Source organism: Streptomyces sp. NPDC015139 (assembly GCF_043079785.1).
GTDB lineage: Bacteria > Actinomycetota > Actinomycetes > Streptomycetales > Streptomycetaceae > Streptomyces > Streptomyces albidocamelliae.
In genome coordinates this window covers 1-18,581 of record NZ_JBIBUW010000002.1, presented here as the reverse complement: position 1 = coordinate 18,581, position 18,581 = coordinate 1, and the positions used below count along the sequence as shown (strand labels likewise).

The 18,581-nt window shown below is 72.0% G+C and carries 15 protein-coding genes and 1 riboswitch; of the genes, 14 read left to right on the top strand and 1 reads right to left on the bottom strand.

From position 1 onward, the window contains the following. Positions 1 to 307: 307 nt before the first annotated feature. Positions 308 to 997 (bottom strand): hypothetical protein, encoded by a 690-nt coding sequence (locus ACF08B_RS04560; RefSeq protein ID WP_392316053.1) that lies wholly within the window; start codon positions 995 to 997, stop codon positions 308 to 310. A gap of 187 nt (positions 998 to 1,184) precedes the next feature. On the opposite strand from ACF08B_RS04560, the gene ACF08B_RS04555 reads away from it, so the two are divergent. The 14 genes from ACF08B_RS04555 (at position 1,185) to ACF08B_RS04490 (ending at position 18,389) form a co-directional block, all read left to right on the top strand. After that, entirely contained in the window at positions 1,185 to 3,584 is a 2,400-nt protein-coding gene (locus ACF08B_RS04555; protein WP_392316052.1) for an N-6 DNA methylase, read from the top strand. A 311-nt stretch (positions 3,585 to 3,895) separates the two neighbouring features. Then, a complete protein-coding gene (locus ACF08B_RS04550; RefSeq protein ID WP_392316051.1) occupies positions 3,896 to 4,558 on the top strand; it encodes a hypothetical protein in 663 nt (220 codons plus the stop codon). Then, complete coding sequence (locus ACF08B_RS04545) at positions 4,555 to 6,090, top strand: protein kinase (RefSeq protein ID WP_392316050.1); 1,536 nt, start codon at positions 4,555 to 4,557, stop codon at positions 6,088 to 6,090. Before ACF08B_RS04550 ends, ACF08B_RS04545 begins: the two co-directional genes overlap by 4 nt. A 142-nt stretch (positions 6,091 to 6,232) precedes the next feature. Then, positions 6,233 to 7,060, top strand: coding sequence for a glycoside hydrolase domain-containing protein (locus ACF08B_RS04540; RefSeq protein WP_392316049.1), 828 nt, complete (start codon positions 6,233 to 6,235; stop codon positions 7,058 to 7,060). Between the two features lie 144 nt (positions 7,061 to 7,204). Beyond that, positions 7,205 to 7,855, top strand: coding sequence for a SurA N-terminal domain-containing protein (locus ACF08B_RS04535; protein ID WP_392316048.1), 651 nt, complete (start codon positions 7,205 to 7,207; stop codon positions 7,853 to 7,855). Positions 7,856 to 8,001: 146 nt separating this feature from the next. Then, entirely contained in the window at positions 8,002 to 9,036 is a 1,035-nt protein-coding gene (locus ACF08B_RS04530) for a nucleoside triphosphate pyrophosphohydrolase (protein WP_392316047.1), read from the top strand. Between the two features lie 92 nt (positions 9,037 to 9,128). Beyond that, positions 9,129 to 10,451, top strand: a complete 1,323-nt coding sequence (locus ACF08B_RS04525) for a cytochrome P450 (RefSeq protein WP_392316046.1) — start codon at positions 9,129 to 9,131, stop codon at positions 10,449 to 10,451. A gap of 157 nt (positions 10,452 to 10,608) precedes the next feature. Further along, positions 10,609 to 11,676, top strand: a complete 1,068-nt coding sequence (locus ACF08B_RS04520) for a transglycosylase family protein (protein ID WP_392316045.1) — start codon at positions 10,609 to 10,611, stop codon at positions 11,674 to 11,676. A gap of 183 nt (positions 11,677 to 11,859) precedes the next feature. Further along, positions 11,860 to 12,032, top strand: a riboswitch (cyclic di-AMP (ydaO/yuaA leader). 4 nt (positions 12,033 to 12,036) lie between these two features. Next, on the top strand, positions 12,037 to 12,726 hold the full coding sequence (locus tag ACF08B_RS04515; protein WP_392316044.1) for a transglycosylase family protein: 690 nt from the start codon (positions 12,037 to 12,039) through the stop codon (positions 12,724 to 12,726). A 364-nt stretch (positions 12,727 to 13,090) separates the two neighbouring features. Further along, positions 13,091 to 14,398: a phosphopyruvate hydratase gene (eno, locus tag ACF08B_RS04510; protein ID WP_392316043.1), complete on the top strand. Its 1,308-nt coding sequence runs from the start codon at positions 13,091 to 13,093 to the stop codon at positions 14,396 to 14,398. Positions 14,399 to 14,501: 103 nt separating this feature from the next. Then, positions 14,502 to 14,978 carry a septum formation initiator family protein gene (locus tag ACF08B_RS04505; protein ID WP_392316042.1) on the top strand — a complete coding sequence of 159 codons (477 nt, stop codon included), beginning with the start codon at positions 14,502 to 14,504 and terminating at the stop codon, positions 14,976 to 14,978. A gap of 45 nt (positions 14,979 to 15,023) precedes the next feature. Then, positions 15,024 to 15,623, top strand: a complete 600-nt coding sequence (locus ACF08B_RS04500) for a DUF501 domain-containing protein (protein WP_093697255.1) — start codon at positions 15,024 to 15,026, stop codon at positions 15,621 to 15,623. Continuing rightward, positions 15,620 to 16,561 carry an exopolyphosphatase gene (locus ACF08B_RS04495; protein ID WP_392316041.1) on the top strand — a complete coding sequence of 314 codons (942 nt, stop codon included), beginning with the start codon at positions 15,620 to 15,622 and terminating at the stop codon, positions 16,559 to 16,561. The genes ACF08B_RS04500 and ACF08B_RS04495 overlap by 4 nt, the downstream gene beginning before the upstream one ends. 445 nt (positions 16,562 to 17,006) lie before the next feature. Next, on the top strand, positions 17,007 to 18,389 hold the full coding sequence (locus ACF08B_RS04490; protein ID WP_392316040.1) for an NAD(P)/FAD-dependent oxidoreductase: 1,383 nt from the start codon (positions 17,007 to 17,009) through the stop codon (positions 18,387 to 18,389). Positions 18,390 to 18,581 lie beyond the last annotated feature (192 nt).

Sequence of the window (18,581 nt, the reverse complement as noted above, 5' to 3'; positions counted from 1 at the left end):
GAGTGCGAGCCCCCCGGCGTGGCGGTGTGAGTGGTGCGGTGAGCGGAGGCCCGGGTGATGGAGCGTGTGGTGGAGCCTGCGGTGGATCGGGCGGTGCGGTGGGCCGGGCAGCGGGTGGTGCGGACGGCGGTGCGGCGGGTGGTGCCTCGGTCGGTGGAGCGAGCGCCGCGGCCGGTGCGGTGGGACCGGGCTGGCGGCATGCGCGAGGCGGGATGCGCGAGGCGGGATGCGCGAGGCGGCGGGGCGGGCCGGGGCGCCCGGCGCGGGGGCCGGGCGCCTCACCGTGTCCCGACGGTGGCCTGCGCGGTCAGGCCTTCTTCCAGTCGCCGCAGCCGGCCGACTTGAAGTAGGCGTCCGTCGCGCTGATGGTCACGACGGCGCTGCCGGTCACGTTGTTGTTCGCGATGATCGAGTTCAGCCCGTGCTCGGCGTCCTTCGTGCGCTCCCAGTAGCAGGAGTCGTCGGCATTGCCGGTGGACCGGTAGGTGCCCGGCGTGATGTCCGTGCCGACCCTGAACATGCCCCCGTCGCCGTCCATCGAGGAGGCGGGCTTGCCCTTCGCCTTCGGGTCGACGGCCTCCCAGTCCGCGCAGCCGCTGGACTTGAACAGCTTGTCGGTGGCCTTGATGGTCACGTAACTCGTGCCGCTGACGTTGTCGTTGGCCAGTAGCGAGTCCATCTCGCCCTTGGCGTCCTTGGCGCGCTCCCAGTAGCACATGTCGTCGGTGTTGCCGGTCGTGCGGTACGTGCCCGGCTTCACGTCGGAACCGACCTGGTACTCCCCGTCGCCGTCGAAGGCGGCCTTCTTCTTCTCGGCCTCCTTCGCGCCCCCCGAGACCTTCTTGCCGTCGGTGTGCTGCCCGGCGGAGGCCGAAGAGCCCGAGCCGCTGCCGCCGGAACCGCCGTCCTTGCCGTCGCTGCCGGCGTTCGCGGACACGGCACCGATGACGACGATCCCCACGACGGCGCCCAGCGCGACCTTGGCCTTCATGCCCATGGCGAATACCTCCCCAAAGCGGCGGCCGCCCCCTCCGGTGACCGCTCGTTCGCTGGGTCAATAAGAGCAGAGCCTGTGAACCGAGTCAACACGATTCACACAATCCAGTGTGTACACGGCCGTGAATGCAGGGATCACAAGTACGCCGGTATGCTCGGCGCACACAGGGACGAGGGGAGCGGGGCCGGTGCAGGACAACGCGACAGAGGTGACCGCGGCCGGGATCGCGCGGCTCGCCGGAGTGGGCCGTGCCGCCGTCAGCAACTGGCGCCGTCGGCACGCCGACTTCCCCAAGCCCGTCGGAGGTACGGAGACCAGCCCCTCCTTCGCACTGGCCGAGGTCGAGGCATGGCTGCGCAAGCAGGGCAAGCTCGCCGAGGTCCCGCTGCGGGAACGCGTCTGGCAGCAGCTCGTCGGTCATCCCGAAGGCCCGTTGACGGCCCTGGTGCACGCCGGCTGCGTACTGCTGCTGATCCATGAGCGGCCCACCGTCTGGCTCGACGCCGTCGCCGGCTCCGACGAACGGCTGGCCGCGATCCTGCCCGGCGCGCTGGACCAGGTGCTGACGCCGCGTTTCGGTGACGCAGCAGGCCGCGCGGTTCACGGCGGCCGTCCCGCGAGCACCTCCTCGGCCGTGAACGCCGTCGACGCCCCACAGGTTGTGAACAGCGCGCCGGACACACGTGCTGTGAACGCACCACACTCGGTGCCGACTGTGAACACGCCGTCCACCGCGCCCGCTGTGAACGCGGCCCCCCCGAGCGCGGACGTGAACTCCTCACCGGCAGGCCGAGCGGCGAACACGCAGACGCCCACGCCAACCGTGAACACCCCCGCTCCCACGCAGCCCGGGAGCGCTCCGGCAGCCGCGCCCGCCGTGAACGCCCGCGCATCCGCGCCCGCCGTGAACGCCCCCGCAGCGCCACAGCCTGTGAACGCCCCCACGGCCACACCCGCCGTGAACGCCCTGCGCACCCCCACCGGCCCCCAGCTCCTCCCCTCCGTCCCCCTCCTGCGCGGTGCCGCCGAGCTGGCCGCCGATCTGGGGGCGCGGCAGGCGTTCGAGTTCCTGCTGGGCCGGCACCTGGACGCCAACCCCCGCCAGTACACGCTCACCCCGGCCGACCTCGCCGGGCTCATGGCCGACCTCGCCGGACCGGCCCGCAGCGTCCTGGACCCCGCCTGCGGCACCGGCGCCCTGCTGCGCGCGGTCGACCCCCGCCCCGGGCAGGAGCTGTACGCGCAGGACGGCGCCCCCGACCTCGCCGCGCTCACCGCACTGCGGCTGGCGCTGCACTCGCGGGCCGACGTACGCGCGGCCGTCGGCGACTCCCTGCGTGCCGACGCCCGGCCGGGCCTGCGCGCCGACGCGGTCCTGTGCCATCCGCCGTTCAACGAGCGCAACTGGGGCCACGACGAACTCGCCTACGACCCCCGCTGGGAGTACGGCTTCCCCGCACGCACCGAGTCCGAGCTGGCCTGGGTGCAGCACGCGCTCGCCCGGCTGACCGACGGCGGCACCGCCGTCCTGCTCATGCCGCCGGCCGCCGCCTCCCGGCGTTCCGGGCGCCGCATCCGCGCCGACCTGCTGCGCCGGGGCACGCTCCGGGCCGTGGTCGCGCTGCCGGTCGGCGCGGCACCGCCGTACAACATCCCGCTGCACGTGTGGGTGCTGCGCCGGCCCGACCGGACGCCGGCGACGCCCGAGGTGCTGCTCGTCGACAGCGGGAGGTTCGCCGCCGAGGGCCGGGGCGGCCCGGACTGGGCGGCGGTGAGGGACGCGGTCCTGGACGCCTGGCGTGCCTTCGCGCGCGCGGGCCGGCTGGACGAGCGGCCGGGGCTCGCCCGTTCCGTGCCCGTCATCGAACTCCTCGACGACGACGTGGACCTGGCCCCCGCCCGGCATCTGCCGCCGCCGGCCGTAGCCGACGGCGCGGAACAGCTGACCGCGGTGCGTGAGCGTCTCGGCGCGACCCTGCGGCTGACCGCCGACCTCACCCCGCCCCCCGCCGACCCGGCACCGGCCGCGCGCTGGCCCCTCACCACCGTCGGCGAACTCGCGCGCGGGGGCGCCCTGGTGATGCGCACCGGCGGGAACGGCGGCCACGCGCGCGTGCCCGTCCTCACCGACCATGACGTCCTCGCCGGCTCGGCACCCTCGGGCACGCTTCCGGAGAGCGAGGAGGAGGCCGTACTGACCGAGCCGGGCGACGTCGTCGTACCCGTGCTCGGCGGCGGTTCGGTGGCGCGTGTGATCGACGACGCCACGGCGGGCGCGGCCCTCGGGCGCAACCTCGTGCTCCTGCGTCCCGACGGCACGGCGCTCGACCCCTGGTTCCTCGCCGGCTTCCTGCGCGGCACCGCCAACAACCGGCAGGCCAGCAGCTACGCCTCCACCGCCACCCGGCTGGACGTGCGCCGACTGCAACTGCCCCGGCTGCCGCTGGACGAACAGCGGCGCTACGGCGCGCGGTTCCGCGCGCTCGACGAGTTCGAGCGGGCGCTGCGCCACGCGAGCCGGCTCGGGGAACAGCTCGTGCGCGGCATGTACGACGGGCTGACGGACGGGACGGTGGCACCGGACTGACACCGGCGGCCCCACCGGGATCCCCGCCGGTATCGCCACCGGGGGCTCCAGCCCCCGACCGGCCCTCGCCCGCCCTCGCCCGCCCCCACCGGCCCCCACCGGCCCGGGGGCGGTCGCCGTCCGGAGGACTCCCCTCCGCCCGCGGCCGCCCGCACGCGCGCGATCCCGTCGTGGTCCCGCGAAGTGATCGGTACGACAACGGTTCGGTGCAACCCGTGACCGCTCTCACGCGTCGGCCTATACGCTCGAACTCCGACATCAACCGTCGCTCGCTCGTCCGTCCCATCGGCATCACCGGTCCAGGAGCAGTCATGTACGGCCACGGCGCGCCGCCGCCCACCCGCAGCGCGAGTACCGTCATCACCCTGCGCGTGCTCTTCGCCGCCGCCGGTTTCCTCTCGTGCGGCCTGCTCGCGTGCGTGCCGCTGTTCCGGGTGGCCTTCCTGCGCGGCCGGTGGTTCAACTGGACGGCGGCCTGGGCGAGCCTGCCGCTGGCCATCGTGTGCTTCGCCGTGGTCGGCTCGGTGAAGGAGTCCGACCACCGGGGCGACGCCGCCCTCGCCGTGGTCCTGCTGCTCGGCGCCGTCTCCAGCGCCTACTTCCTGATCATGGACATACGTGCGGGCAACCAGGGCGGGCCGTACGCCGGTTACGCGCCCCCCGGAGCGGCGACCGTGCCGGGCGCCTCGTACGGCTACCCGCAGGCGCCGTCCCCGTACGCGGTCACCCAGCCCGCGCCGCAGCCCTTCGTGCCCCAGCCGCCGGCACACCGCCCCCCCACGCAGCACACCCCCACGCACCAGACGCCTCTCCACCAGACGCCGGTGCCGCAGAACCCCGTACCGCCGCACCAGACTCCGCAGCAGCCGCCGCAGCGCCCCGCGCCCGCCCGCATCGACCAGGTCCGCGCCGAACTCGACGAGCTCAGCGACTACCTGCGCCGGCAGGACGGCAACCACGAGGACGGCAGGTGACCGTGGCGGCGGGACGTGTCGTCGCCGGCCGGTACGAACTCTCCACCCTCATCGGCCAGGGTGGCATGGGCCAGGTCTGGACGGCCTACGACAAACGGCTCGACCGGCGTGTGGCGGTGAAGCTGCTGCGCCCCGACAAGGTGGCCGGGCAGGAGGCCGACGAACTGCGCCGACGGTTCGCGCGCGAGTGCCGGGTGACCGCGCAGGTCGACCACCCCGGCCTGGTCACGGTGCACGACGCGGGCAGTGAGGGCGAGGAGTTGTTCCTCGTCATGCAGTACGTGGACGGCGCCGACCTGTCCGACCATCTGGCCGAGCACGACCCGTACCCGTGGCAGTGGGCGGTCGCGGTGGCCGCGCAACTGTGCGCGGTGCTGAGCGCCGTGCACGCCGTGCCGATCGTCCACCGCGATCTCAAGCCGCGCAATGTGATGGTGAAGCAGGACGGCACGGTCACCGTCCTCGACCTGGGCGTGGCCTCGGTCATGGACACCGACACCACCCGCCTCACCCACACCGGCTCGCCGATCGGCTCGCCCGCCTACATGGCGCCCGAGCAGGCGATGGGTGGTGCGGTCGGCCCGTACACCGACCTGTACGCGCTCGGTGTGCTGCTGCACGAACTGCTCAGCGGGGACGTGCCGTTCGCGGGCTCGACGGCGCTCGGCGTGCTGCACCGGCACCTGTACGAGCCCCCGCTGCCGGTGCGCCGGATCCGCCCCGAGGTCCCGGAGACGCTGGAGACCCTGGTCCTGCGGCTGCTCGCGAAGGATCCGCAGCACCGGCCGGCGTCCGCGCAGGAGGTCTACGAGGACCTGGCGCTGCTCCTGCCCGCCCGCGGGATACCCACCGGGGCGCCGCTGGACCCGACGCGCCCCTTCCTGCGCCCGCACGCCCCTTGGCCGGACCGGGCGCGGACCCCCGCGCCGCAGCCCGCCCCCGTCGTGCCGGCGCCGCCGGTCGCCGAGAAGCCGGATGTGGCCGCGGCCGTGGACGAGGTCAAGCGTCTGCTGGGGGAGGGGCGCATCACCCAGGCCGTCGACATCCTCGGCACGATCCTGCCCGCCGCCGCCGAACAGCACGGTGAGCACTCCCCGGTCGTGCGCACGCTGCGCAAGCAGTACGCGGCCACGCTCATGGACGACGGGCAGTACCGGCGCGCCCTGCCCGAACTGCGCCGGCTGGCCGACGAACGCGCCGCCGAGGCCGGCCAGGCCGACCCCCAGTCCCTGCGCTTCCGCTACGAGGCCGCGCAGTGCCTGGAACAGCTGGGGGAACCGGCCGCGGCGCTCGCCGAGTACCGCGCGCTGCTGCCGTACTACGAGAACCAGTACGTCTCCGGCGACCCGCAGCTCGCGCACGAGGTGCGCCGGCGCATCGGCCATCTGCTGCTCGCCCTGGGCGACCGGCCGGCCGCGCACGACACGCTCGCGCGGCTGCTGATGGACGTGGAGCGGCTGCACGGACCCGGCCACCCGATGGCCGTGGAGATCCGGCGCACCCTGCAATGGCTGGGACAGGTGCGCGGCTAGATTTTGCCGTTCCCTGGGTGATTCTTGTGCCCTACAAGGGCTTGGGTTTTCCGAAGTCCGGTGCCGCGCTCGATACTTTGCGCTTCGTTTCGGACAAGCGCACGCGCGCGTGAGGCGCCGTGCAAGGACAGGGGTGGGACGCATGGCCGGCCATCGGCAGTCGAAGAAGCGCAGGTTCCTCACGTGGGCGGTGGCCGGTGCGGCCGTCGTCGCCGGGGCGGGCATCGCGGCGCAGACCTCCATGGCCGCCACGGCCTGGCCCGCGCAGAAGACCTTCACGGGCCGCGCGTTCGACACCTGCACCGCGCCCTCGGTGTCGGCGATGAAGGCGTGGCACACCGGCTTCTACGGCGCCGCCGCCGTCTACGTGGGCGGCAGGAACCGCGGCTGCAACCAGCCCAACCTCACCGCCTCCTGGGTGAAGTCGGTCAGCGGACAGGGCTGGAAGCTCATCCCCCTCTACGTCGGCGCCCAGCCGCCGTGCCAGTCCGGCGCCAACCCGGAGAAGCTGACCGCCTCCACAGCGGCCTCCCTGGGCGCGAAGGACGCCGTCGACGCCGTGGCCAAGGCCTCCGCGCTCGGCATGAAGGCGGGCAGCGCGATCTACCTCGACATGGAGGCGTACGACACCACGAACACGTCGTGCAACGACGCCGTGCTGACGTACGTGCGCGCCTTCGGCAAGGGCCTGCGCGCCAAGACGTACCGGTTCGGCTACTACGGCTTCAGCAGTTCCAGCGCCAAGGCGATCGCCACCGCCAAGGACAGGACGGACCTGCCGGGCAACCTCTGGTACGCGCTGTGGGACAAGAAGAACACGACGACCACCGACTGGCCGTGGGGCGCCGCCCAGTTCACCGGTCACAGCCGCGGCCACCAGTACATGGTCAACAGCAAGGAGTCGCACGGCGGGGTCACGCTCACCGTCGACCGTGACGCCTGGGACGCCCCGGTGGCCATCACCGGCTGACCGGGACGTCTTCCGCGGGGCGCGGCGGTGCCCGAAGCGCGCGCGAATCGTTGGTCGAATGGGTTGGCCACAGCCCGCCCACTGCCTACCATCGATCACCGCAAGACTTTGTGCACCGTCGCACAATCTCCTCAGGAGGTCTCCTTGCACCGCCGCCGTCGCACCGCGCTCGTCCTCACCGCCGCGATCGCCGCCGCGGCCCCCCTGCTCACCGCGTGCGGCAACGGCGCGCACCCGGGGGCGGCGGCCGTCGTCGGAGGGCAGCGGATCACCGTCTCCCAGCTGGAGAACCGGGTCAACGAGGTGCGCAGCGCGCAGCGCGCCGCGGTTCCGGACGACGCCCAGTACGAGCAGGTGGTCGCCTCCACCAGCAGCCTCACCCGGGACACCCTGCACAACATGGTGCTCGACCGGGTGCTGCACCGCGCCGCGCAGGACGAGGGCATCTCGGTCACCCGCAAGGAGATCCAGCGGATGCGCGCCGGCCTGGAGCAGCAGGCGGGCGGCGCCAAGGGGCTGGAGTCGGCGTGGCTGCAGAAGTACGGCATCGCCCCCGCGCGCCTCGACGACAACCTGCGTCTCCAGCTGGAGGCGCAGAAGCTCGCCTCCCGGCTCGGCACCGACACCACCCAGCCGGCCTTCTGGAAGGCCCTGTCCAAGGCGTCCGAGGAACTGCACGTGGACCTCAACCCGCGCTACGGCTCCTGGGACGTGCAGAAGAGCAGCCGCGTGGACGCCAAGACGCCGTGGGTGCGGGAGGTCTCCACGGCGGGCGGCCAGCCGCTGACCGCCTGACGCGCCCCTCGCCCCGCCGGAACGGCACGGTGGCGCGGTACGACGGCACGGTACGACGACAGGCCTTCGGTCGTACGATCGCATGATCCCCTCGGCCCTGTGGACAACGGAATCCGTCCCGGGCCGCGGTGGGTTACGTTCGGATCGTGAACGCATCCCGCCCCGAACCCTCCGCCCCCGGCCCCACGGGCCACGAGCCCGCCCACGGCCGCATCGTCCTGCTCACCACGAGCCACCGCGTCGCCCCCGGCCTGCTGTCCTGGCCCGCCTGGCAGGCCCTGCGCAGCGCCGACCTCGTGCTGTGCGCGGACGGCGCGCACCCGCAGCTGCCGTATCTGCGGGAGGCCGGGACGGCGGTGCGGGAGGCGTCGCCCACCGCCGAGGAGCTGGTCGACGCCTGCGCCGGCGGGCGGACGGTGGTCGTCGTGGCCACCGGCGAGGGCGAGCCCGCGCTCACCGACGGTCTGGCCCGGCTGGCCGGTTCCGGGCGCGTCTCCATGCCGGAGCTGGAGCTGCTCCCCGCCTCCTACGACCTGCCCGGCGCCCGCCTCCTGGACCTGGTGCAGGTCATGGACCGCATCCGTGTCGAGTGCCCCTGGTCCTCCCGGCAGACCCACCTGGGCCTGGCCAAGTACGGCATCGAGGAGGCGTACGAACTGGTCGAGGCGATCGAGGCCGGCGACCGCGAGGAGCTGCGCGAGGAACTGGGCGACGTGCTGCTCCAGGTGGTCTTCCACTCCCGCATCGCCGAGGAGGACCCGGAGGCGCCCTTCTCCGTCGACGACGTGGCCGCCGGCATCGTCACCAAACTCATCCACCGTCACCCGCACGTCTTCGGCGAGGAGAAGGCCGAGACGCCGGAGGACGTCAAGGAGCACTGGCTGCGCACCAAGGCCGAGGAGAAACAGCGCACCTCGGTCACCGAGGGCGTCCCCCTCGGCCAGCCCGGCCTCGCCCTCGCCGCCAAGCTCGCCTCCCGCGCCCGCACGGCGGACCTGGACGTCCCGCTGCCGCAGGGGGAGGGCGTCGGCTACGAGCTGCTCGCGCTGGCGGTCCGCGCCGAGGCGTCCGGCGTCGACCCGGAAGCGGCGCTGCGCGCGGCGGCACGGGTCTACCGGGACGCGATACGCGCGGCGGAGGGCACGGGCGGGGCGGACGGCCCGGCGCCGCAGGAGGAGTAGCGGGGCCGGGGCGGCCCGAGGGTACGGAACCCGGCGGCGCGGGGCACGACACCGCGGGCGGGACGGCGGGCCCGTCCGGATACCGTCGAGGGGTGACCGACCAGCCCCGCCCCTCGACCGCCCCCGCTTCCGCGCCCGAGCTCTTCACCTGGGAGTTCGCCACCGACCCGTATCCCGCCTACGCCTGGCTGCGCGAGCACGCGCCGGTGCACCGCACCCGCTTGCCCAGCGGTGTCGAGGCCTGGCTGGTCACCCGCTACGCCGACGCCAAGCAGGCCCTGGCCGACCAGCGGCTGAGCAAGAACCCGGCGCATCACGACGAGCCCGCGCACGCCAAGGGGAAGACCGGCATCCCCGGTGAGCGCAAGGCCGAGCTGATGACGCACCTGCTGAACATCGACCCGCCCGACCACACCCGGCTGCGCCGGCTCGTCAGCAAGGCGTTCACCCCGCGCCGGGTCGCCGAGTTCGCGCACCGCGTGCAGGAGCTCACCGACCATCTCATCGACCGGTTCGCCGAGCGTGGCTCCGCCGACCTCATCCACGAGTTCGCCTTCCCGCTGCCCATCTACGCCATCTGCGACCTCCTCGGCGTCCCGCGCGAGGACCAGGACGACTTCCGGGACTGGGCCGGGATGATGATCCGGCACGGCGGCGGACCGCGGGGCGGGGTCGCGCGGTCGGTGAAGAAGATGCGCGGCTACCTGGCCGAGCTGATCCACAAGAAGCGGGCGGCCCTGCCCGCCGAGCCGGACCCCGGCGAGGACCTCATCTCGGGCCTCATCCGCGCCTCCGACCACGGGGAGCACCTCACCGAGAACGAGGCCGCCGCCATGGCCTTCATCCTCCTGTTCGCCGGCTTCGAGACCACGGTCAACCTCATCGGCAACGGCACCTACGCCCTGCTCACCCACCCCGAACAGCGCCGGCGGCTGCAGGAGTCCCTGGCGAGGGGGGAGCGGGACCTCCTGGAGACCGGGGTGGAGGAACTGCTGCGCTTCGACGGGCCGGTGGAGCTGGCCACCTGGCGGTTCGCCACCGAGCCGCTCACCGTCGGCGGGCAGGACATCGCGCCGGGCGACCCGGTGCTGGTCGTGCTGGCGGCGGCCGACCGGGACCCCGCGCGGTTCGCCGACCCGGACGTGCTGGACCTCGCCCGCCGCGACAACCAGCACCTCGGCTACGGCCACGGCATCCATTACTGCCTCGGCGCGCCGCTCGCCCGCCTGGAGGGCCAGACCGCGCTCGCCACTCTCCTCACCCGCCTGCCCGACCTCCGGCTCGCCGCCGACCCGGCCGAACTGCGCTGGCGCGGCGGACTCATCATGCGCGGCCTGCGCACCCTGCCCGTGGAGTTCGCTCCGGCCACCCCGGCCACCGGGGGAACCGGCGAGGGACCGGCCCGGAGTTCGTAGAACCGTCAACACGACAGGCGTTCAACTCTGTGATCTTCACGTGATCTGCGCGGCATGAACTTGTGACAAGTGATCGTCTGCCGATACGTTCCTCCCTCAGCGTGGCGACGAGCACCATCCGCCGCGTCGGTCCTGCTGTCGCACGAAAGGCTTCCGCATGCTCTCCGGGAACGGCCGCCATCGTCGCCCCCGTCAGGCTCCAGCTCTCCTCGTCGCGGCCGGAGTGACCGGCTCCGCCATCGCCATCCCGCTGCTCGGCGCGGCGAGCGCCAACGCGGCCGACGGCACCACGTGGGACAAGGTGGCCGAGTGCGAGAGCGGCGGTTCATGGAGCGCCGACACCGGCAACGGCTACTACGGCGGACTCCAGATATCGCAGGAGGACTGGGACAAGTACGGCGGCGGGCAGTACGCCTACAGCGCCGACGAGGCCAGCCGCTCGCAGCAGATCTCCGTCGCCGAGAAGATCCTGGCCGACCGGGGCACCACCCCGTGGGCCACCTGCGCCCTGCTCTCCGGGCTGACCCAGAACTCCGGCTCCCTGGACGTGGACACGGGCGTCGACGAGTCCGGGAACGCGCAGGATTCGGGCGACTCGTCCGGATCGGGTGACACCTCCCCGTCGTCCGGTCTGCCGGATTCGTCGAAGTCCGACGACTCCTCCGCCTCCGACTCCACCGGCTCCTCCGGCTCCAAGGCCGACTCGGACTCCTCCGGTGACGCGCACGGGAAGTCCACCTCCCACCCGGACAAGGGCGGCAAGGGGCACGGCACCGAGGGCGACTCGACCGGTACCAACGCCCCCAAGTCGGACAAGTCCACCTCCCCTGACACCGGTGACGCCGGAAGCTCGCAGGAGGGCGGCGGCTCGCCCACGGCCGTTCCGGATGCCGGCAACTCGGACAATTCCCAGCAGAACGCCGGATCCTGGAGCCTGGTCGACACCGGCGCGCTCAGCAGTGGCGGACGTCACCGCGGCGAGAGCGCGGACGAAAACGTGACAAACGGTCAGGACTCCACCTCGACCGGCCGTCACGCCTCCCGTGGGGAGGACGACTACACCGTGCGTCAGGGCGACTCGCTCGCCTCCATCGCCGAGTCCCTTGCGGTCGAGGGCGGGTGGCGCGCCCTCTATGCCGACAACAAGAAGGAGATCGGGTCCGACCCGAACCGCATCACTGCCGGTCAGACCCTGGAAATCGGTACCGAAACGGACGCCGGATAGCGGGAGTTGGCGCCCCACTTGCGGCGCTAATGTCCGGTTTGGTGAAAGTGTGGGATGAGTCTCAGAAGCCCTGATCGTCTTTGAAATTCCGCGGATCGCGTGTCTACGGTCAAGGCCGCTCGTCACCACGAGCCCCGGCAGTCGCAACGCCGAATCCTGCCAGCGGTTGCCCGGGAACAGTCGTCGCGTCATGCGCCGTAGGCAGGAGCGGGGGACCCAAGGTAAGTGCCGTTGCCGGCAGTTGAGCCGGCACCGGCTTGGGGTGAAGCCGCACTCCGCGCAAGCGGGAGTGCGGCCGGGCAACTCAACCGGCCCGAACCCGACAGCTCACCTCGCAGGCGTCGGTGAGGGGATCGATCCATGCTGTTCTCCAGCAAGGGCAAGCACCGTCGTCCGTCCAAGGCCGTCCGCGCCGTCGCGCTCGCCGGTGTCACCGGTGCCGCCGTCGCCGCTCCGCTGATGGCGGCCGGCAACGCCTCCGCCGCCACCGCCTCCCAGTGGGACGCGGTCGCCCAGTGCGAGTCCGGCGGCAACTGGTCCATCAACACCGGAAACGGCTACTACGGCGGTCTGCAGTTCTCCGCCTCCACCTGGGCCGCGTACGGCGGCACCGCCTACGCCCCGCAGGCCAACCAGGCCGGCAAGGCGCAGCAGATAGCCGTCGCCGAGAAGGTCCTCGCCGCCCAGGGCAAGGGCGCCTGGCCGGTCTGCGGCACGGGTCTGTCGAGCACCCCCTACAACGGCTCGACCGGCTCCACCTCGACGACCGGCTCCTCGTCGAAGACGACCACCACCACCCGCTCCACCGACACGCAGGCCGCCTCCCGGTCCGCCGAGCGTCCGGCCGCGAGCAAGACCGTCACCACCCCGACCGGCAAGAAGGTCAAGAAGGGCGACGGCGAGTACAAGGTCGTCAAGGGCGACACCCTCAGCACCATCGCCACGAAGCACCACGTCCAGGGCGGCTGGAAGAAGCTCTTCGAGCTGAACAAGGACATCGTCGAGGACGCCGACATGATCTTCCCCGGTCAGCAGCTGCACCTGAAGTGACACCCGGCTCCCGGCCGGACCACAGCGCCCTCACATCCCCGGTGCGCACCCTGGAGGTGCCCACCCCGAAGACCCCGTGAGGGTCACCCCCGTCCCCACGGGCTCCCCGCCCCGGCGCGTCTTTCCCCCGTACGCGCCGGGGCGGGGTTTTTCGTCTCCCGGTCCGCTTCCGGCCCTTTCCCTGTTCTTCATCGCTCCCCCCTTTGTTCCGACGGTGAACAATGGGTACCGTCTGCGTGTCCCGCCCTGTCCACGGGGCGGTCGGTCGGTGGCCGACGGCCCGTGGACGGATAGGCTCTAGGCGCAAGGCCCGGAGCCGTGAGGCACCCAGCCCCGCACTTCCAGCGTCACATCCAAGAAGGAGATGCTCGTGCCGTCCATCGACGTCGTCGTAGCCCGGGAAATCCTGGACTCCCGAGGCAACCCCACGGTCGAGGTCGAGGTCGGCCTCGACGACGGCAGCACGGGTCGTGCCGCCGTCCCGTCCGGCGCCTCCACGGGTGCCTTCGAGGCCATCGAGCTGCGCGACGGTGACCCGAACCGCTACCAGGGCAAGGGTGTCGAGAAGGCCGTCCTCGCCGTCATCGAGCAGATCGGCCCGGAGCTGGTCGGCTACGACGCCACCGAGCAGCGCCTGATCGACCAGGCCATGTTCGACCTGGACGCCACCGACAACAAGGGCTCGCTCGGCGCCAACGCCATCCTCGGCGTCTCCCTGGCCGTCGCGCACGCCGCCTCCGAGGCCTCGGACCTCCCCCTCTTCCGCTACCTGGGCGGCCCGAACGCGCACCTGCTGCCGGTGCCGATGATGAACATCCTGAACGGCGGCTCGCACGCCGACTCCAACGTGGACATCCAGGAGTTCATGATCGCCCCGATCGGCGCGGAGTCCTTCTCCGAGGCGCTGCGCTGGGGCACCGAGGTCTACCACACGCTGAAGAAGGTCCTGAAGAGCAAGGGCCTGTCCACCGGCCTCGGCGACGAGGGCGGCTTCGCCCCGAACCTGGACTCCAACCGCGCCGCCCTGGACCTCATCCTCGAAGCGATCAAGGAAGCCGGTTACGTCGCCGGCGAGCAGATCGCCCTCGCGCTCGACGTGGCCGCCTCCGAGTTCTACAAGGACGGCAAGTACCTCTTCGAGGGCAAGGAGCGCTCCGCCGCCGAGATGACGGAGTACTACGAGGAGCTCGTCGCGGCCTACCCCCTCGTCTCCATCGAGGACCCGCTGTTCGAGGACGACTGGTCCGGCTGGAAGGTCATCACCGACCGTCTCGGCGACAAGGTCCAGCTGGTCGGCGACGACCTGTTCGTCACCAACCCCGAGCGCCTCGCCCGCGGCATCGAGGACGGCGCGGCCAACGCCCTGCTGGTCAAGGTGAACCAGATCGGCTCGCTCACCGAGACCCTGGACGCCGTCGAGCTGGCCCAGCGCAACGGCTTCAAGTGCATGATGTCCCACCGCTCCGGCGAGACCGAGGACGTCACCATCGCCGACCTCGCCGTCGCCACCAACTGCGGCCAGATCAAGACCGGCGCCCCGGCCCGCTCCGAGCGCGTCGCCAAGTACAACCAGCTGCTGCGCATCGAGGAGATCCTCGACGACGCCGCGGTGTACGCCGGCCGCAGCGCCTTCCCGCGCTTCCGCGGCCACCACGAGGTCTCCAAGGGCTGACCTCCACCGGGCTAAGTCTTAGCCAGTCGTACGTACGTCCCCGTCCCCGGTCCCGTACCGTGTCCGGGGACGTACGCACGTGAAAGGGGAGGCGGAGGACCAGATGGCCGTGAAGGACCGGGACCGTTTCTCCACCGCGACCAGGCTGCGGCTGCTCGGCGAGCAGACGGCGGCCCGCGTCTACCGCTCCCAGACCAAGCGCCAGGCGCGCCGCTCGCGGCTCACCGGCCGCGCGGCCCTGCTCGCGCTGGTGCTGTGCTCGATGATCGTCGCCCTCGCCTACCCGATGCGGCAGTACGTCTCCCAGCGCGCGGAGATCGCCGACCTGCAGCACCGCCAGGAACAGGCCCGCCGGCGCGTCGAGCAGCTGCGGGACCTCAAGGCGCGCTGGCAGGACGACGCCTACGCCGAGCAGCAGATCCGGCACCGGCTGCACTACGTGAAGCCCGGCGAGACCGGGTACGTGGTGGTGGACCCGGGATCCGCCAAGCAGTCCCGCACCGATCTCCGGGCCGCGCACCGGCCCTGGTACGCGAACGTCTGGGACGGCGTCGACAAGTCCGACGCCTCCGACCAGTAGCCGGCCCCGGCCGGTCACCGACAGAAAGCCACCCTGAAAGCAGTCATGGAAACGCCTCCGCCGCCCACTCCGCACACCGAGCCCACCGACGCGGACGTCGAGGCCTTCAAGCAGCAGCTCGGCCGCCCGCCGCGGGGCCTGCGGGCCATCGCGCACCGCTGCCCCTGCGGCCAGCCGGACGTCGTGGAGACGGCGCCGCGCCTGCCCGACGGCACGCCCTTCCCGACGACGTACTACCTGACGTGCCCGCGCGCCGCCTCGGCGATCGGCACGCTGGAGGCGAACGGCGTCATGAAGGAGATGACCGAGCGGCTGGGCACCGACCCCGAGCTGGCCGCCGCCTACCGGGCCGCGCACGAGGACTACATCCGGCGCCGCGACGAGATCGAGGTCCTGGCCGGCTTCCCCAGCGCGGGCGGCATGCCGGACCGGGTGAAGTGCCTGCACGTACTCGTGGCGCACTCGCTGGCCGCGGGGCCGGGCGTGAACCCGCTCGGCGACGAGGCGATCGCCATGCTGCCGGAGTGGTGGAGCAAGGGGCCGTGCGTGACGCCGTCCGGGCCCCCGTGCGGTGAGGAGTGGCAGGTGGACGCCACTGAGGACGGCTTCTTCGCCGCCAGGCCCGTCGAGGAGGACGGCAAGTGACCCGGGTCGCCGCCATCGACTGCGGTACGAACTCCATCCGTCTGCTGGTCGCCGACGCGGACCCGGCCACCGGCGAACTCGTCGACCTGGACCGGCGCATGACGATCGTCCGGCTCGGCCAGGGAGTCGACCGCACCGGCCGGCTCGCCCCCGAGGCGCTGGAGCGGACCTTCGCCGTCTGCCGCGAGTACGCGGAGATCATCAAGGAGCACGGCGCCGAGAAGCTCCGCTTCGTCGCCACCTCGGCCTCCCGCGACGCGGAGAACCGGGACGAGTTCGTCCGCGGTGTCGTGGACATCCTCGGTGTGGAGCCGGAGGTCATCACCGGGGACCAGGAGGCCGAGTTCTCCTTCACCGGCGCCACCAGGGAACTGACGGGGCGTGACGACCTCACCAGGCCCTTCCTCGTCGTGGACATCGGCGGCGGCTCCACCGAGTTCGTCGTCGGCGGGGACCACGTCGCGGCCGCGCGCTCCGTGGACGTCGGCTGCGTGCGGATGACGGAACGTCACCTGGTGCGCGACGGCAAGGTGAGCGACCCGCCCACCGAGGAGCGGATCGCCGCCATGCGGGCCGACATCGAGGCCGCTCTCGACCTCGCCGAGCGGACGGTTCCGCTGCGCGAGGCGCACACCCTGGTGGGCCTCGCGGGCTCGGTCACCACCGTGTCCGCGATCGCCCAGGACCTGCCGGAGTACGACTCCGCGCGCATCCACCACTCCCGCATCTCCCACGACCGCGTACGCGAGATCACCGGACGGCTGCTGCGTTCCACGCACGCCGAGCGCGCCGCGATCCCGTCGATGCACCCCGGCCGGGTCGACGTCATCGGAGCCGGGGCCCTCGTGCTGCTGTCGATCATGGAACGGATCGGCGCCGAGGAGGTCGTCGTCAGCGAGCACGACATCCTCGACGGCATCGCGTGGTCGGTGGCGTAGCTCTCTTCGGTTACTGACCGGTAGCCGTCGGCTGAGCAGGTCGGATAACGTCTGAGCGGGGCTGAGGGGCCCTTTCGGGGCCCCTCGGTGACGGCCGGTCGGGAAAGTTCGTGAAGTTCTTCACAAGAGATTCCGTCCCGCAGGGCCGTGGAAGGGGGCCGATCGGCCCTTCCGGGGGTTCCCGGGGTGTTTGAACATGTTCAGTAGGTAGGTGCGCGAGGGCCCGTGAGGGGGGTGCTCCGGGGGCGTTGCGAAGTGCTCACGACGACCCGCCGGACGAAGAGAGGCAGCTCACGCGGCCTTGACAACGGGTCAGACCGCCCAGCGGTTCCCCCCGGGTGACATGACCTGCGTCACGCGGGCCGCGGAGTTTAGCACAGCACCTGCCGAAGCTTGTGAAGGGGCGCACGAGCACCCCTGTCGAGGCGGGTGGATACTCGATGGCATGAGCACCACGGAGCGTCCCAGGATCCTCGTAGTAGGCGGTGGGTACGTAGGCCTGTACGCAGCTCGGCGCATTCTCAAGAAGATGCGCTACGGCGAGGCGACCGTCACGGTCGTCGACCCCCGGTCGTACATGACCTACCAGCCCTTCCTCCCCGAAGCCGCCGCCGGCAGCATCTCCCCTCGCCACGTCGTCGTCCCGCTGCGACGCGTGCTGCCGAAGGCGGAGGTCCTCACCGGTCGGGTCACCACCATCGACCAGGACCGCAAGGTCGCCACGATCGCCCCGCTCGTGGGCGAGGCGTACGAGCTGCCCTTCGACTACCTCGTCATCGCGATGGGCGCGGTCTCCCGCACCTTCCCGATCCCCGGCCTCGCCGAGCAGGGCATCGGCATGAAGGGCATCGAGGAGTCCATCGGCCTGCGCAACCACGTCCTGGAGCAGCTGGACAAGGCCGACTCCACGAACGACGAGGACATTCGCCGCAAGGCGCTCACCTTCGTCTTCATCGGCGGTGGCTTCGCGGGTGCGGAGACCATCGGCGAGGTCGAGGACATGGCCCGGGACGCGGCCAAGTACTACAAGAACGTCTCCCGCGAGGACATGCGCTTCGTCCTCGTCGACGCCGCGGACAAGATCCTTCCCGAGGTCGGCCCGAAGCTCGGCCAGTACGGCAAGGAGCACCTGGAGAGCCGGGGCGTGGAGATCTACCTCTCCACCTCCATGGACTCCTGCGTCGACGGCCACGTCGTGCTGAAGAACGGCCTCGAGGTCGACTCCAACACGATCGTCTGGACGGCCGGCGTCAAGCCGAACCCGGCCCTCGCCCGCTTCGGTCTGCCCCTCGGCCCCCGCGGCCACGTGGACTGCGAGCCGACCCTCCAGGTCAAGGGCACGGACTACATCTGGGCCGCCGGTGACAACGCGCAGGTCCCGGACCTCGTCGGCCGCAAGGCGGGCAACGAGAACGCCTGGTGCCCGCCGAACGCCCAGCACGCGCTGCGCCAGGCCCGTGCCCTCGGCGACAACGTGATCTCCGGCATGCGGGGCTTCCCGCAGAAGGAGTACGAGCACGCCAACAAGGGTGCGGTCGCCGGTCTCGGCCTGCACAAGGGCGTGGCGATGATCGTCATGGGCAAGATGAAGATCAAGCTCAAGGGCCGTCTCGCCTGGTACATGCACCGTGGCTACCACGGTCTGGCGATGCCGACCTGGAACCGCAAGATCCGCATCTTCGCCGACTGGACCCTCGGCATGTTCCTCAAGCGCGAGGTCGTCTCCCTGGGCGCCATGGAGAACCCCCGCGAGGAGTTCTACGAGGCCGCCAAGCCGGCTCCGGTCGCCGCCGCGAGCAAGACCGAGGAGAAGGCCAAGGCCTCCTGACCTCAGGTCCCCCGGTCACACCCGAAGGGGCCGCCCGCCATCCGTGGTGCGGGCGGCCCCTTCGGCGTCCTCAGGGACTCCTTCGCCGTCGGCCGGACGGCCGGACGGCCCGGGAGGATCAGGCGGGCCGCGAGGAGTCGCCGGACCGCGCGGCGTGGTCGCCCGGCACCCGGACGCTGTCCAGGACCTGCC

Bases quoted from the DNA above. Each gene is read 5' to 3' on its own strand.
- ACF08B_RS04505 (WP_392316042.1), top strand. From the start codon at position 14,502: ATGGCCGTGAAGGACCGGGACCGTTTCTCCACCGCGACCAGGCTGCGG.
- ACF08B_RS04500 (WP_093697255.1), top strand. From the start codon at position 15,024: ATGGAAACGCCTCCGCCGCCCACTCCGCACACCGAGCCCACCGACGCG.
- ACF08B_RS04520 (WP_392316045.1), top strand. From the start codon at position 10,609: ATGCTCTCCGGGAACGGCCGCCATCGTCGCCCCCGTCAGGCTCCAGCT.
- ACF08B_RS04560 (WP_392316053.1), bottom strand. From the start codon at position 997: ATGGGCATGAAGGCCAAGGTCGCGCTGGGCGCCGTCGTGGGGATCGTC.
- ACF08B_RS04550 (WP_392316051.1), top strand. From the start codon at position 3,896: ATGTACGGCCACGGCGCGCCGCCGCCCACCCGCAGCGCGAGTACCGTC.
- ACF08B_RS04515 (WP_392316044.1), top strand. From the start codon at position 12,037: ATGCTGTTCTCCAGCAAGGGCAAGCACCGTCGTCCGTCCAAGGCCGTC.
- eno (WP_392316043.1), top strand. From the start codon at position 13,091: ATGCTCGTGCCGTCCATCGACGTCGTCGTAGCCCGGGAAATCCTGGAC.
- ACF08B_RS04490 (WP_392316040.1), top strand. From the start codon at position 17,007: ATGAGCACCACGGAGCGTCCCAGGATCCTCGTAGTAGGCGGTGGGTAC.
- ACF08B_RS04540 (WP_392316049.1), top strand. From the start codon at position 6,233: ATGGCCGGCCATCGGCAGTCGAAGAAGCGCAGGTTCCTCACGTGGGCG.